Below are 14,902 nucleotides of genomic sequence, written 5' to 3'. Positions count from 1 at the left end.
TTGTGATGCAGGGTTCATAATGAAATTGCTTTGGGTTTCCGGCTACCTGCATCCCCCCGAAAGCCCCGCGTCCCGGGCCAGCTCCCGCCATGCGGGCAGGCTCCGTTCAATGACCCCCCGATCCACGCAGTAGGCGATCCTGAAGAAGCCGGGCGCGCCGAAGCCCGCACCGGGGACGAGCAGGATGCGGTGCTTCTGGGCCATGGTGACGAATGCCACGTCATCCGCCAGGGGTGATTGGGGAAAGAGGTAGAAGGCGCCGTCGGGCTTCACCATCCTGAATCCCATTGCGGTGAGGTTGTCGTAGAACAGGTCCCGTTTGGCCTGGTACTCGCCGATGTCCACGGAGGCCCGCTGCAGCTTGGCCACGAGCCGCTGCATGAGGGCCGGCGCATTGACAAAGCCGAGGACCCGGTTGGAGAAGACCGCACCTTCCATGAACTGCTCCACGCCGCGCGCACGGGGATTGGCTGCCAGATAGCCGATCCGCTCGCCGGGCAGGGCCAGGTCCTTGCTGTGGGAGGTGACGATGACGGAACTCTGCACGAACCGGAAGATGTTCGGCACCTGCTTGCCGTCGTAGCTGATCCGGGCATAGGGCTCGTCGGAGATGACGTAGATCTGGCGGTCGAAGCGCCGCTCCATCCGCGCCACCATCTCGCCCAGGGCCGCCAGGCTCTCTTCGGGATACATGACGCCGGTGGGGTTGTTGGGCGAGCAGATGATGATCGCCCGGGTCTTGGCGGTCACGGCCGCCTCGATGGCCGCCACGTCGAGCTGGAAGGTCCCGCGGTCGGTCCAGACTTCCCGCGGCACCCCGCCGTGGTTGTCGATGTAGAACTTGTATTCCACGAAGTAGGGGGCCAGGATGATCACCTCTTCCCCGGGGTTCAGAATGGTCTTCAGGACCACGTTGAGGGCGCCGCCGGCCCCGCAGGTCATGATGACATGGTCGGCCTTCACCTCCAGCCCTGCTGCCTCCGAAAGGACTTCGGCCACGGCACCGCGGGTTTCCGCATAGCCCGCGTTGCTCATGTAGCGGTGCATGCCGGGCACGGGATGCCGGGCCAGGTTGAGGAGCTCTTCCCGGAACTGCTGGGGCGGCTCCGTATCGGGATTGCCGATGGTGAAGTCGTACACGTTGTCGGCGCCGTGGATCTGCCGCAGCCGCTCCCCCTCCTCGAACATCTTGCGAATCCAGGACGACTTGGAAATGTGGCCGGCGATTTTCGTGGCTATGGGCATGACGAACCTCTGTGGGAAAAATGTATACCAGCTTGTAACACAGGGGGATGGGGAAGGGCAAGGGGGGGATGGCCGGCAGTGTTCATGTTTTTGTGTGTTGAAGGAATGAGAATTGCTTACTATTATGGTGAGCCGGTGACAGACGGTGCGGTATCGCCGTCAGCGAACGAGTACGGGTAAACAGTGGGGGCATGATGGGGGTGAACTCGTGGATGTTGCGGATTCTGGTTGCAGTGGCCGTGCTGGCATGGCAGTACGCCGATGCCTCGGCCATGTCGGCCTTTTCCGGAAAATACGGCATGCAGTGTGACGGGTGCCATTCCAGGATTCCGAAACTCAATGATTTTGGAACCGCCTTTCTCAAGAACGGGTTTGCCATCCCTGCCGGCATGCGTCCCCCGGTGTCGACTGCCCGCAGGCCTGAGGGAGAAATTGAAGCGGCACTATCGATACCGGCCCCTCGCGAGCCGCTGAAACCGGCCGCCGGTGACGCACCGGCCGGTAACATCGGAGGAAAGACCGGTTCCGAGCGGGCAGGAGAACCAGTTTCGGAGCAGGCGTCGGAAGAGGCTCCTCCTCCGCCTCCGCCCATGGTGTTGTACAAGCTGAAAGCGCGGGACGGAAGCGTCTATTTCACCGATAATCCCCGATCCGCCGCTGATCTGCAGGAACCGGCCGGATCGCCGGCCCGCAAGACGTTCACCAGAACGCGCGGTAAAGCGGTATTGAGCACAAAGACGGCGGCGCGCCGCCGCCGGCGGGCGTGCCGGATGCCGCTCAGGTCATGGAAGGCGCCGCGCCCCCGTCCTTTCGGAGCTATGCTGAGTGCATGGAGCATCGGCTGGTTGACGCACCCCAGCCCGGGTCGGCCGGGGAGATGATGGACCTGCTCACTGGGGCGGAGCGGGCCTGTGCCGCCTATTCATCGGTAACACGCTGAGCGCCGCGCCGAAAACGTCACGCAGGGACCTTCGGCCATATGCCCGCTCTCAAGGGGCATGACGCCGCATGTTTTTCATAGTAGGGGGCCGATGCCCCTTCGCGGCTCGCCTCAATCCCCGCCCCGTGCGCCGGTTTGCGGCCTCCGGACATGTGGCACGGGCGTTGCTGCATTCGACAATGGGGTATCGTTGCAGGGTATGATGAAGTCAAAAAGGCGGAAATCGGGGCCAAAGAAATGACGAAGCCGGGAGTGATGGTCAAGGGATGTCTTTCGAGCCAGCAGGGCATGAGCCTCGTGGAGATGCTCATTGCGCTGCTGATTCTGGTGGTCGGCTTTCTGTCGGTCATCATGGTTCTCTGGATGTCCATCAATTCCGGCAGGTTCACCCGCGACATGACCGTGGCGGCCAGTCTCGGCCAGGACATGCTGGAGCGCTTCACTGCCAGGGATAGCAGTTCTTTGCCCGCCACCGGCGGCGCGTTCAAACCCTATACCAGCGCCAATGCGGCGGCTGCCGGCTATGTAAGAGAGGTCAAGGTGGAGGACAATGTCCCCGAGGCGGGGATCAAGACCGTTACGGTCAGAATCAGGTGGAACAGCAGCGGCCGCGAGAAATCGAGAACGTTCACCATGCTGAAGCGGGACTACTAGAGGCGGCGATGACGACATTCCGGCCTGGTGGCACAAAGGGGTACAGCCTTGTGGAGGTGCTGGTGGTGATCGTGATCTTCGCGATTGTCACGGCCGGCGTTTCAACGGTATTCCTCCGCGGGCAGCAGGAATACCTTGTCCGGGAGGGGACCGTGCGGATGCAGCAGCAGGCCCGGCTGGCCATGGCCGCCATGGAGCGGGACCTGCGGATGACCGGCTACGGCCTGAGCGATGTGGGGAACCTGAAGATACGGTTTTACAACAAGGGGGTCGGTACGGTCACCGGCAACTATTGCGCAGTCGTCGAGGCAAACGTCTTCGGCTCCCCCAAGGCGGCAGTGCCGGCGGCGGATACCGATTCCATCGCCATCCGTTATTGCGATCAGCCCTCCGACGTGATGCCGGACATTACCCTGTCAGGAAGTGTCCCGCCGCCATCGTCGAGCAATACCCCGGTCAGCTCGATCGACGGGATTAACGCTAACGACCTGATCATCATCTATGATCCCACTGATCTTGCCAAGTACGGCTCAATCCTGATGGTAACGGACACGACACCCGCCGGCGGGCTGTCGGTCAAGCACGGCAACGGCGCGGGCGACGGGCCATTGGCCTCCTTCTACAATCCGTCCAACCCTGCCGTCGACCTGTTTCCACCGGGCGGCTATCCGGTCGGAGCCAAGGTGCTGAGACTGGCCCCCGAGGCCCTCCGCACCGTGAGGTACTACGTGGATGCCGACATGAACCTGCGCCGGCAGTCCCAGGCCGGCCTGACCGGCGCAGTGGAAGAGCGGTTGGTCGCCGCGGGGATCGAGGATTTTCAGGTCAAATATTACTTCCGGGATGGCACGTGGCTCGATGCTCCCGTCACCGACGACCCCGACCATGACGTCGACAAGCTGCGGGCAGTGCGGATCAGCATTATCGTGCGAACGGCAAAGCCTGATCGGCAGTACGGGGCCGGAGATTCCATCCGGCTCACCGGAGACGACGGCAACGGTGTGGCCCGGAGCGGGGGAGGATACCGCCGGATGGTGATGAGCACGACAATCTCGCTGCGAAACCTTGCCATCAGGGATATGTGAAAAGGGAGACGCGATGGTCCGTCCGCTGACAAACAACCGGGGAGCCGCCCTGGCGCTGGCCCTTGTTCTGATGGTGGTGCTTTCCCTGATGGTGGCGATCCTGTACCGGACAACCCTCATGGATATGCTCTTCAGCACCCATTACCAGGAATCACAGAAGGCTTTTTTTGCCGCCGAATCCGGGGTGAAGGCAGGCCTGGCGTGGCTGGCGAACCAGGGTTCCGCGCCCGAGAACCAGCTTAACCCGGCCCCGTGGTTCAGCAACACCACCACCTCCCGACCGACCGCAGCCACCGTATGGAGCGATGCCGAACCGGTCACGGCAGACGGTGTGGAGAGCGGCAGATTCCGCTACTACATCCAGCACCTGAAAAACGCGCCCGCCTCCTATGCGGGGGGCGAGAGCGCCAAGCTGGGGACATCCACGTCGGCCGGGGCCATGGTCCACTACTACCGGATTACGTCCGAAGGTGAAAACAGGAACGCCACTGTCACGAGGCACATCCAGGTGGTCACCACTGCGGCCTATTAGGAAGCCTGCCATGAACACCGACAACCCGACCCTCAAAAAGTTTGCTCTGTTGGCTGCGGCAGTGGCTGTTGCCGGCATCGCCGCATCCCTGGCTCTGGCCGCGGTCTCGCAGATCCCCCTGTTCCTGCTCAATATCTCCCAGCCCAACGTCATGATCCTGCTCGACAACTCGGGCAGCATGGACACCATCATGCAGCACCCTGCGTTCGACCCCAAAACCCGCTACAGCGGCGAGTTCGACAACGACCGGACCTACTATCAGACAACCAGTAACGGGTATCACTACCTTTCGACCGGAAACGACTATATCCGGGACGACAAAAAGGGCACCTTCACCAAAAACAGCGTCACCATCACGCTTCCGCTTCCCTATGACAATACCCGCTGGGACGGGAACTATCTCAACTGGCTGTTTTATCATGCGACATTGGGCCAGCGCAGCATGGTGAGCACGGATGCGGCGCTCCAGAAAACCCGGATCCAGACGGCGCGGGGGGTCATCAGCAATCTGGTGAAGACCGTGTCAGGCGTCAGGTTCGGGCTGGCGAAACTGAATGTGGACGGCTATGACAGGTTCGGCAGGAAGCAGACTGACGGCGGGAGCATTGTCAGAACCTGCGGCGACCTGACCTCAGCCACCGTCGACACGAGCGTGAACGGGATCAGCGCCGAGACCTGGACCCCCCTGGGCGAGGCCCTGTCTGAGGTCTGGCAGTACTTCAAGGGAGGTGCCTCCCTCTATAACTCCGGCGTTTCCTATACGAGCCCCATCACATCCAGTTGCCAGAAGAGTTTCACCATTGTGGTGACCGACGGCGAACCGACCTATGACGGTTGCTACCGGGGAGACTTCAGCTCCCATGGGTGCGACAATGCCATGGATGCCGACAGCCACCTGGCCGATGTGGCCGCCCATATGAACAGCAGCGACGCAACCGCAGCCCATGACGGCACCCAGAACGTCACCACCTACACCATCGGCATGACCATTGACAGCAGCCTGCTTCGGACGACCGCCGAGAACGGCGGCGGCTCCTACTACACCACCACGTCGGGCATGGACCTGGCAACGGCTCTCCAGAACGCCGTCAACGATATCCTCGGCAGACAGTCTTCCGCCAGCGCCGTGGCGATCAGTACCGCATATCTCACCTCAAACACCACGCTCTACCGGGCCCGGTTCGATTCGACCGACTGGAGCGGCTACCTGGAGGCCTACGGCATCAACAAGGCAAACGGCGCCATTACCGGCTATCCCGATTCGCCGAAGTGGGAGGCCGGGGCGCTGCTGAATGCCAATTCCGCCCGCACTGTCTATACCGCCGGCGTCCAGTCGGGCGTGTACCGGCGGGTCGACTTTACCTCCGCCAATGCAGCCACCCTTGCCCCTGCCGGGTTCATGAATTTCTCGTCGGCAAGCACCGCGTCCATGATCGGCTACGTGCGGGGCGATGCCGAACCGGCCGGTTACCGGCATCGGGCGAGCAAGCTCGGCGACATGGTCCAGTCGGCTCCGGTCATTCTCGGGCCGCCGGACGGTTACTACAGCGACAACAACTACGCCACGTTCAAGCGAAACAACGCCACGCGCCAGTCGCTGATCCTGGCCGGGGCCAACGACGGGATGCTGCACGCGTTCAATGCCGACACCGGTGCCGAGGAGTGGGCCTTTATTCCGAATATTCTCCTGCCCAAGCTGAAACTGCTCCGCGCCACCCCGTATACTCACACCAACTACGTCAACGGCGCGATCACGGTGGGTGATGCGTTCATTACCGCCAAAGGCCTCGACGGCAAGCCTGAAACGTCGCCATCCTGGCGTACCATTGCGGTCTGCGGCCTGCGGGAGGGGGGCAAGGGCTATTTCGCCCTGGATGTGACCGACGCCGCCAACCCGATTCCCCTCTGGGAGATCACCAACACTTCACCAAGCGAAACGAGCGGTACGGTGGTGGGGTTGGGATACTCCTTCGGCACCCCCCTGATCGTCAAGCTCAAGGATAGTTCCCTGTCGGGCGGCTTCCGCTGGGTTGCGCTGCTGGCCAACGGTTACGAGGGGACCACCTCGGGGCGTGCCGCAACCCTGATCGTGGCTGACTTGGCAACGGGGGCGGTTATTCGGGAGATCGTCGCGGATGCGAGCACCTTCAGCGGCGTCTCGCCCAACGGTCTCGCCACGCCGGCCGCCATTGACAGGAATGCCGACGGCTTTGTGGACTATGTGTATGCCGGAGATTTGACGGGCCACCTCTGGAAGTTCGACCTCTCCAGCAGTAACAGGAGCACCTGGGACGTGGCTTGGAAACGATCGGGGACTCCCGTGGCCCTGTTCCGGGCGAAAACTGCCGCGGGCAGTGTCCAGCCGATCACCACGGTTCCCGACGTGGTTCTGCGCGGCGGCTACCAGATCGTCTTTTTCGGCACCGGCAAATATTATGAGTCCACGGACATCTCCTCTACCCAGGCCCAGACCTTTTACGGGGTCTATGATTACAACAGCACCAGCAACCCCGATAACGCCCAGGCTGCCAACGGGGCCCTGCTCACCCGTGCCGACCTGACCGCCCAGACGGTTACCCGGGTCGACGAAGGAGGGGGCAGTTGGCGCACCTCGTCGAACAATCCGATCGGCCTGAGCAAGGGGTGGCATCTGGACCTTCCCGTGGCCGGGGAGCGGGTGATCACCGATCCGGTGGCCCGGTCGCGCAAGATAATCTTCACCACCTTCATCCCCAGTACCAATGCCTGCAGTTTCGGCGGGATCAGTTGGCTCATGGAGCTGAACATGGACACCGGCGGGGAAGTGATCAGGCCGGTATTCGATGTGAATCTGGACGGGAAGGTAGATTATGGCGACACGGTACTCGGCGATCTCAAGGTGAAGCCCACCGGCACCCTCCTGGGGGACGGTCTCGCATCGACGCCTGCCATCGCGGGGGCCGGAGATGAGCACGAGTACAAGTACATCACCAAGACCACGGGGGAAATCATCAAACTGCTGGAGGGAAGTGGCCGCAGCCAGATCGGCCTGCGGAGCTGGCGCCAGCTCAAGTGACGGCGCTACATGATCGAGAAATTGGTGTGGATGGTCCGCTGCAGGTCCTCGATCCGGAGCAGGGCCTGACGGATCGCTTCACGCTCTTCGGCGGGGAGGGTATAGGGATTAAGGTAGTAGGAGCTCTTCTGAATTCCCTTGATCACCTTGATCTGCAGAAGAATCCGGTGGCGGGTGAGCACCTCGTAGGCTTCCACGAGCCCGTGGGCGAACGGGGGCGAGAAGCTCCCCTCCCGGGCCAGGTGCTCGATCCGCTTCACGGTATTGGTGGCCGGCACCCCCTGGTTGATGGCGAGGATGCGGACGTTCATCACCAGCGGCGCCCAGGCCAGCAGCTTCAGGTTGAACTCCCCCTTGTGTTCCCCGGATCCCTCGGTCCAGAGCCGTTTGAGAAATCCCAGAGCCAGTTTCATTTCCGTGGCTGCCTTGGCCATGCCCCACAATACCTGGAAATAATCCTTTTCCAACGCCCTGATGGTTGAGGTGAGCGTTTCCGCCAGGCTCCGGTCACCGGCCACGTGCCGCGCGTCGGAGATCACGATCAGGTCCATGAGGTTCTTGGCGTAGTCCTCGTATTCGTAACGGACGATGGCCAGAAGCTTGCGTCGCCACTGGGAGAGCGAGCCGCGCCAGGTGGGGTTCGACGGCATGATGTCGCCGGTGCACTTCTTGAACCCGATCTGTGCCAGCCGCTCCACGATCAGCTCCGAGAACTCCCGGAACCATTCATCGGCCGCCTCTCCGCCCCCGTCCCCATAGACAATCAGATAATCCTGATCCGTGATGAGGGTCTGCTCCTCGCGGCCGTCGCTCCCCATGCTGCAGAGGGCATAGCGGCATGGCGCCCGGCCGCGGCCGTTGCGCTCCATTTCGCCTTCGGCCAGGACGAGGGCCCGGTCGGCCAGGATGTCCCGGTATTCCGTGCAGTTAGCGTGGAGAGCCGCCACGGAGCTGATGGCGAGGAACCGCTCCATTTCCAGCGTGTTCAGTTCGTCATGGATGGCACGCAACTGTTCGTAATCGGATTCGTGATGAATCCGGCCGTGGAGTTCGCGCTCGTGGGAGGCGAACCCCTCCGTCGCCCGCAGCTCGCGGGCGAACATCTCCCGCAATTCCGCCAGCACCGGCGTCACTTCCTCCCGGTCCAGAAACCGGACGAAATCCTTGATCCGATCAGTGATGGCGGTTATGTGCTGTTCGACGCTATGGGGCATCTTCCAGGCGCTCCGAAGGTAAAAAAAGGGGGAAGGCTGACCTTCCCCCAAAGTTTAACACAATGTTTGATTCGTTGACAGCCCGTTAGTGGTCCACCGCTTTGGCGATGCCGATGCCGGTGTTCTGGCGGACGTACAGTTCGTCGAACATTTCCTCGGAACGGCGGCTCGGGAAGGCAAGGGCGGCGATGATCGCCACGATGAAGCCCAGCGGGATGGACACCACGCCCGGATTCTTGAGCCCGAAGAGGGGCTTGTCGAGACCGAGGAACGATGTGCCGTCCTTGTTCGTCTCGTAGTCGGCCCTGGCCTTGCCTAGGTCCGCCACTTCCTTCTCGGTAAGAACCGCACCGCTCGCCTGTTTCCCCTCCAGCTTGACCACAACTTTCTGTGCATCTTCAGCCACTTTCTTCGGATAGGTCATGTTGGGGGAGACCATCACCAGGGCGATGGAGACGATGGTGCCGGTCACCAGTCCCGCTATGACACCGGCGGTGTTGAACTTTTTCCAGAACAGGGAGAGCACCACGACCGGCAGGTTGCCCGAGGCGGCAACGGCGAAGGCCAGGGCCACCAGGTGGGCCACGTTCTGCTTCTCGGCCGCGATGCCGATGACGATGCCGCAGGCACCGACCACGAAGGAGGTGATCCGGGCAGCCTTTACCTGCTCATGCTGGTCGGCATGGCCTCCCTTGATGACGTTCACATAGATGTCGTGGGCGATGGCAGCGGAAGCGGCCAGAACCAGACCCGACACCACGGCCAGGATGGTGGCGAAGGCAACGGCGCACAGGAACGCCAGGAGCAGGTCGCCCAGGAAGGGGTGGATGTCGCCGCCCAGTTGCTGGGCCAGCATCATGGCGGCCATGTTTCCGCCTTTGTCCACATTCATGATGGATTGCGGGGTCACGTGGATGGCGGCGCCGAAGCCGAGGAGCGTGGTCAGGATGTAGAAGGAGCCGATGATGAACATGGCGATGATGACCGACTTGCGGGCGGCCTGGGCCGTGGGCACGGTGAAGAAGCGCATCAGGATGTGGGGCATGCCGGCGGTGCCGAGCACCAGCGCCATGCCGAGGGAAATCTGGTCGAGCGGGTTCTTCAGGAAGAGGCCCGGCTCAAGGAAGCGCTGCCCGTAATCGAAGCCTGCCACGGCAACGGGGTCTTTGAGGACGACCTTTTGCACGTGCTCGATGATGTTGGAGCTGGTGGCGATGTCGTTGAAGAACGTGAACGGGTTCATGCCCGACTTGAGGCCCACCAGGACGGAGAGCAGAGCAGCGCCGAACACGACGTAGCCGACCATGAGGATGCCGACGCCGATGACTGCGGTCTTGTAGGGGATGCCGAGCAGGAGCTGCATGAGCTTGCCTGCGCCGACCATCTGGGCGGTCAGGTAGAAGGTGGAGACGGCAACGGTGGAGATGGCCGCGGCAGCCCGAACCGACTTGGGCTCGGTGCGGAAGGAGAGGATGTCGCCCAGGGTGAATTTGCCGGCGTTGCGGCAGGGCTCGGCCACGATCAGGAGCACCGTGATGTAGGCCACGAGCCAACCCACCGAGTACATGAACCCGTCATAGCCGTAGAGGGAAATGATGCCGGAAATCCCCAGGAACGAAGCGGCGGACATGTAGTCGCCCGCAATGGCCCATCCGTTCTGGGTACCGGTGATGCCGCCGCCGGCGGTGTAGAAGTCGGCGGCCGACTTGGTCTGCTTGGCCGACCAGACCACAACGGCCATGGTGGCGCCGATGATGATCAGGAAGATGGGGATGGTGACCATCGGGTTGGCCTTCACTTCATGCTTCTGCTCGGCCGGTGCTGCCGGCACGGCGGCTTTTTCAGCAGCGGGCGCGGCCGGGGCCGCTGCTGACTGGGCAGGGGCCGCAACGGTCTGCTCCTGGGGTGCGGCCGGTGCTTTGGCCGGCTCGTTGGCCCAGGCGAATGTGCCCAGCGAGAGGGCGAGGGAAAACGCTGCAATGAGTCTCTTCATCGGATTCATTCCTCCTTACTTCAGCTCATCCACCAGCTCGCGGGTGAGCCGGTCGAAGTCTTTGTTGGCCACATGGGCGTAGTACATGGCGATCCCCCAGGAGACGAAGAACTGGGAAAGGGCGAACAGGTAGCCTAAGTTGATCCGTCCCAGGATCTTGATCTTGAAGAGGCCGGGTGCATAGGCTGCGCCGATGGGGAGGAGGAAATAGAAAACGGTCGAAAAGACCCACCACCCGACCAGGAAGGTGGTCTTTTTCCGGTGGAGCTCGACGAACTTGGGGTTCTTCGCGATGGCGCTCCAGTTATACTGCTTTTCTGCCATGGTTCAGTTACTCCTTTCATGTGTGGTAAGCGCGTCGAGAGCGGCGTCCCGCCCTGTACCGAAGCGCTTGTGACGTCCTCGGTTTCGGTTTCGTGTCCTCCTTTCATTGTGGGCATGCGGGTATGGGCCGGTTATGTCTCCCCGCCTGGGGCAGGGCTCCGGCATAGAGACCGGTGGGCTGTTAATGACAATGGTGCCGGGGGGTACAACTGGTGTGACATCGGAAATGCGGTGTAAACACTCTGAAATAACGTCATTTTATTGACCTGAAATGCGTTCCTAATATAACGGCTGTATATTTTTTTGCAATAGTTTTTTATTTGGACAAGAAACCGGTTGTAAGTTATTGAAATTAAATAATAATAAATAGAATGGCAGCAAACAGTCTGTTTATTTTCAAGGTGGGTATGGGTGCTATCGTGGTGCGCGGATACCTGGTATTCGTTTTGAAACGAATGGCGCCACGCTGGGTGAGGGGATTTTGCTAATGGTATTTTATGAAGTAATTCCGGTTGATATCAAACGTGGGTATGAAAACATATGAAAAAAGGGGGAAGGTTTCCCTTCCCCCGTGACCTGCGGGTGTGCCGATGATCAGCGTGCCGTTTAGTGGTCGATGGCCTTTGCCATGCCGATGCCGGTGTTCTGGCGGACGTAGATCTCGTCGAACATCTCCTCGGAACGGCGGCTCGGGAAGGCCAGACAGCCGATGATGGCGGCGATGAAGCCCAGCGGGATCGAGATGATGCCCGGGTTTTTCAGGGTGATGAGCGGCTTGTCGAGACCGAGGAACGATTTGCCGTCCTTGTTCTTCTCGTAGTCGCCCTTGGCCTTGTCGAGATCCTTCATCTCCTTCTCGGAAAGGACCGCACCGCCGGCCTGCTTCTCTTCCAGCTTCTTGACGACCTTTTGGGCGTCGGCGGCAACGACCTTCGGGTAGGTCATGTTGGGGGAGACCATCACCAGGGCGATGGATGCCACGGTGCCGACCACGAGGCCCGACACGACGCCGGCGGTGTTGAACTTGCGCCAGAAGAGGGACATGACCACCACCGGCAGGTTGCCCGAGGAGGCAACGGCGAAGGCCAGGGCCACCAGGTGGGCCACGTTCTGCTTCTCGGCCGCGATGCCGATCAGGATGCCGGCGGCGCCGACGCACAGGGAGGTGATCCGGGCGGCCATGACCTGCTCGTGCTGGTCGGCGTGGCCGTCCTTGATGACGTTTACGTAGATGTCGTGGGCGATGGCAGCGGAAGCGGCCAGAACCAGACCCGACACCACGGCCAGGATGGTGGCGAAGGCAACGGCGCACAGGAACGCCAGGAGCAGGTCGCCCAGGAAGGGGGAGATGTCGCCGCCCAGTTGCTGGGCCAGCATCATGGCGGCCATGTTCCCGCCTTTGTCGACTGCGGTGATCCCTTGCGGGGTCACGTGGATGGCGGCGCCGAAGCCAAGGAGCGTGGTCAGGATGTAGAAGGAGCCGATGATGAACATAGCCACGATAACGGACTTGCGGGCGGCCTGGGCCGTGGGCACGGTGAAGAAGCGCATCAGGATGTGGGGCATGCCGGCGGTGCCGAGCACCAGCGCCATGCCGAGGGAAATCTGGTCGAGCGGGTTCTTCAGGAAGAGGCCCGGCTCAAGGAAGCGCTGCCCGTAATCGAAGCCTGCCACGGCAACGGGGTCTTTGAGAACGACCTTTTGCACGTGCTCGATGATGTTGGGGTTGGTGGCGATGTCGTTGAAGAACGTGAACGGGTTCATGCCGGCCTTGAGACCGACCAGGACGGAGAGGAGGCCCGCGCCGGTCATGAGGAGGCCGGCCTTGATGATCTGGACCCAGGTGGTGGCGGTCATGCCGCCGAACACGACGTAGCCGCATGAGGATGCCGACGCCGATGATCTGAGCGGTCAGGTAGAAGGTGGAGACGGCAACGACGGAGATGGCGCAGACGGCCCGGACGACCTTGGGCTCGGTGCGGAAGGAGAGGATGTCGCCCAGGGTGTACTTGCCCGCGTTACGGCAGGGCTCGGCCACGATCAGGAGCACCGTGATGTAGGCCACGAGCCAGCCCACCGAGTACATGAACCCGTCGTAGCCGTAGAGGGAGACGCCCAGGGTGTACTTGCCCGCGTTACGGCAGGGCTCGGCCACGATCAGGAGCACCGTGATGTAGGCCACGAGCCAGCCCACCGAGTACATGAACCCGTCGTAGCCGTAGAGGGAGATCATGCCCGAAATCCCCAGGAACGAGGCGGCGGACATGTAGTCGCCCGCAATGGCCCATCCGTTCTGGGTGCCGGTGATGCCGCCGCCGGCGGTGTAGAAGTCGGCGGCCGACTTGGTCCTCTTGGCCGACCAGACCACAACGGCCATGGTGACCCCGATAATGATCAGGAAGATGGGGATGGTGACCATCGGGTTGGCCTTCACGGTGTGCTTCGCTTCGGGAGCCGGGGCCGGCGTTGCCGCTTTGGCGGCATCGGTTGCCGCCGGAGCCGGAGTCGTTGCGGCCGGAGCGGTTGCTGCAGCCGGAGCGCCGGGGGCGGCCGGGGCCTTGGCCGGCTCTTCAGCGAAGGCGAACGAGCCCAGGGAAAGGGCCAGAGTGATACCGGCAATCAGTTTTTTCATCACAGACCTCCTTCCTATTTGAGCTCATCCACCAGCTCGCGGGTGAGCCGGTCGAAGTCTTTGTTGGCCACATGGGCATAGTACATGGCGATCCCCCAGGAGACGAAGAACTGGGAAAGGGCGAACAGGTAGCCGAAGTTGATCCGTCCCAGGATCTTGATCTTGAAGAGGCCGGGTGCATAGGCCGCACCGATGGGGAGGAGGAAGTAGAAGACGGTCGAAAACACCCACCAGCCGACCAGGAAGGTGGTCTTCTTCCGGTGGAGCTCGACGAACTTGGGGTTTTTGGCTATTGACGCCCAATCGTACTGTTTTTCTGCCATGGTTCGTTACTCCTTTCGTCGTGAATTTGCATTCCCAGGGAGCAGCGTCCCGCTCCCGTTGCCTTTCGTCGCAATCCTCTACGTCTCCTCCCCCCTTTCGCCCATGGTTTGTTCTGGCAGTTCTCCGGTCACAGCTTTGCGTAGCCAAACTTCATGGAGAGTATTTCCGCCCCTTCGCGCAGCGAAGGGATAATCTCGTTTTCCATGCGGGATGCCATCATGCGGAATGAGGGTCCCAGCAGGGTCAGAGCGCCGATGACTTTGCCCGCATAGTCGCGTACCGCCACGGCAACGCTCACGATCCCCTCGCCCAGGCCGTCGAAATCAACGGCAACGCCGCGCTCGCGCACGGCCTTCAACTCCTGCTGAAGTACCGCTGGGTCGAAGGAACCGCCGTTCCGCCCCCGCTTCTTGAGGAAGCGGTCCAGCAGGTCGGTCGACTCCAGTGCCCGGATGGCTTTGCCGGCGGCATTGCTGAAAAAGGGAAAACGCCGTCCCACCAGGGGGGCGGTCTTGATGGCCTGCTCGCAGTCCACCATGTCCAGGAAAAGGACCTCGTCCCCCTTGAGGACCGCGATATAGACGGCCTCGTCATGCTTGCGCGCCAATTTTTCCATGATCGGGTGGGCGTGGCGGATGAGGCTCGTGCTGTTCAGCAGCCTCTGGGCCAGTTCGACAGATGAGATGCCCAGGCGATAAACACCGCTCGTCTCGTCCCGTTCAACCAGCCCCTTGCTCTCCAGGGTTGCCAGGAGCCGGAACGCTTTGTTGCGGGACAGGTCGAGCTTTTCGGCCAGATAGGGAAGGGTGGCGTGACGGCTCTCGTCCGTGAGCGTTTCGAGGATATCGAGGGCCTTTTCAACGGTCTGTACCGCGTATGAGCTTTTCTCCCTCGTCATCATTCC

10 protein-coding genes and 2 pseudogenes are annotated in these 14,902 nt (G+C 61.7%); 5 read left to right on the top strand and 7 right to left on the bottom strand.

From position 1 onward, the window contains the following. Window positions 1-42: 42 nt before the first annotated feature. Window positions 43-1,245, bottom strand: coding sequence for an aspartate aminotransferase (locus A2G06_11490; protein ID ANA40796.1), 1,203 nt, complete (start codon window positions 1,243-1,245; stop codon window positions 43-45). 194 nt (window positions 1,246-1,439) lie between these two features. On the opposite strand from A2G06_11490, the pseudogene A2G06_11485 reads away from it, so the two are divergent. From A2G06_11485 to A2G06_11465, 5 genes and pseudogenes are all read left to right on the top strand, one after another. Beyond that, window positions 1,440-2,185: pseudogene (locus A2G06_11485) on the top strand (cytochrome C). A gap of 255 nt (window positions 2,186-2,440) precedes the next feature. Beyond that, window positions 2,441-2,839, top strand: coding sequence for a pilus assembly protein PilV (locus A2G06_11480; protein ANA41667.1), 399 nt, complete (start codon window positions 2,441-2,443; stop codon window positions 2,837-2,839). Between the two features lie 8 nt (window positions 2,840-2,847). Continuing rightward, on the top strand, window positions 2,848-3,924 hold the full coding sequence (locus tag A2G06_11475; GenBank protein ANA40795.1) for a pilus assembly protein PilW: 1,077 nt from the start codon (window positions 2,848-2,850) through the stop codon (window positions 3,922-3,924). Between the two features lie 13 nt (window positions 3,925-3,937). Beyond that, window positions 3,938-4,456: a pilus assembly protein PilX gene (locus A2G06_11470; GenBank protein ANA40794.1), complete on the top strand. Its 519-nt coding sequence runs from the start codon at window positions 3,938-3,940 to the stop codon at window positions 4,454-4,456. A gap of 10 nt (window positions 4,457-4,466) precedes the next feature. Then, complete coding sequence (locus A2G06_11465; protein ANA40793.1) at window positions 4,467-7,511, top strand: pilus assembly protein PilY; 3,045 nt, start codon at window positions 4,467-4,469, stop codon at window positions 7,509-7,511. Between the two features lie 5 nt (window positions 7,512-7,516). Here the strand turns inward: A2G06_11465 and A2G06_11460 are convergent, their stop codons facing one another. The 6 genes and pseudogenes from A2G06_11460 to A2G06_11435 form a co-directional block, all read right to left on the bottom strand. Next, entirely contained in the window at window positions 7,517-8,725 is a 1,209-nt protein-coding gene (locus tag A2G06_11460; protein ID ANA40792.1) for a nucleotidyltransferase, read from the bottom strand. A gap of 85 nt (window positions 8,726-8,810) precedes the next feature. After that, window positions 8,811-10,718, bottom strand: coding sequence for a cation acetate symporter (locus A2G06_11455; GenBank protein ANA40791.1), 1,908 nt, complete (start codon window positions 10,716-10,718; stop codon window positions 8,811-8,813). Window positions 10,719-10,733: 15 nt separating this feature from the next. Further along, window positions 10,734-11,042, bottom strand: coding sequence for a hypothetical protein (locus A2G06_11450; GenBank protein ANA40790.1), 309 nt, complete (start codon window positions 11,040-11,042; stop codon window positions 10,734-10,736). A gap of 606 nt (window positions 11,043-11,648) precedes the next feature. Then, window positions 11,649-13,674 (bottom strand): annotated as a pseudogene (locus A2G06_11445) (cation acetate symporter). Window positions 13,675-13,688: 14 nt separating this feature from the next. Next, on the bottom strand, window positions 13,689-13,997 hold the full coding sequence (locus A2G06_11440; GenBank protein ID ANA40789.1) for a hypothetical protein: 309 nt from the start codon (window positions 13,995-13,997) through the stop codon (window positions 13,689-13,691). A gap of 128 nt (window positions 13,998-14,125) precedes the next feature. After that, window positions 14,126-14,896: an IclR family transcriptional regulator gene (locus A2G06_11435; GenBank protein ID ANA41666.1), complete on the bottom strand. Its 771-nt coding sequence runs from the start codon at window positions 14,894-14,896 to the stop codon at window positions 14,126-14,128. Window positions 14,897-14,902: the final 6 nt, after the last annotated feature.

Origin of the sequence: Geobacter anodireducens (genome assembly GCA_001628815.1) — a bacterium.
Taxonomy (GTDB): Bacteria; Desulfobacterota; Desulfuromonadia; order Geobacterales; family Geobacteraceae; genus Geobacter; species Geobacter anodireducens.
This window is presented reverse-complemented; position numbering and strand designations above follow the sequence as displayed.

Bases quoted from the DNA above. Each gene is read 5' to 3' on its own strand.
- A2G06_11490 (ANA40796.1), bottom strand. From the start codon at position 1,245: ATGCCCATAGCCACGAAAATCGCCGGCCACATTTCCAAGTCGTCCTGG.
- A2G06_11480 (ANA41667.1), top strand. From the start codon at position 2,441: ATGGTCAAGGGATGTCTTTCGAGCCAGCAGGGCATGAGCCTCGTGGAG.
- A2G06_11475 (ANA40795.1), top strand. From the start codon at position 2,848: ATGACGACATTCCGGCCTGGTGGCACAAAGGGGTACAGCCTTGTGGAG.
- A2G06_11470 (ANA40794.1), top strand. From the start codon at position 3,938: ATGGTCCGTCCGCTGACAAACAACCGGGGAGCCGCCCTGGCGCTGGCC.
- A2G06_11465 (ANA40793.1), top strand. From the start codon at position 4,467: ATGAACACCGACAACCCGACCCTCAAAAAGTTTGCTCTGTTGGCTGCG.
- A2G06_11460 (ANA40792.1), bottom strand. From the start codon at position 8,725: ATGCCCCATAGCGTCGAACAGCACATAACCGCCATCACTGATCGGATC.
- A2G06_11455 (ANA40791.1), bottom strand. From the start codon at position 10,718: ATGAAGAGACTCATTGCAGCGTTTTCCCTCGCCCTCTCGCTGGGCACA.
- A2G06_11450 (ANA40790.1), bottom strand. From the start codon at position 11,042: ATGGCAGAAAAGCAGTATAACTGGAGCGCCATCGCGAAGAACCCCAAG.
- A2G06_11440 (ANA40789.1), bottom strand. From the start codon at position 13,997: ATGGCAGAAAAACAGTACGATTGGGCGTCAATAGCCAAAAACCCCAAG.
- A2G06_11435 (ANA41666.1), bottom strand. From the start codon at position 14,896: ATGACGAGGGAGAAAAGCTCATACGCGGTACAGACCGTTGAAAAGGCC.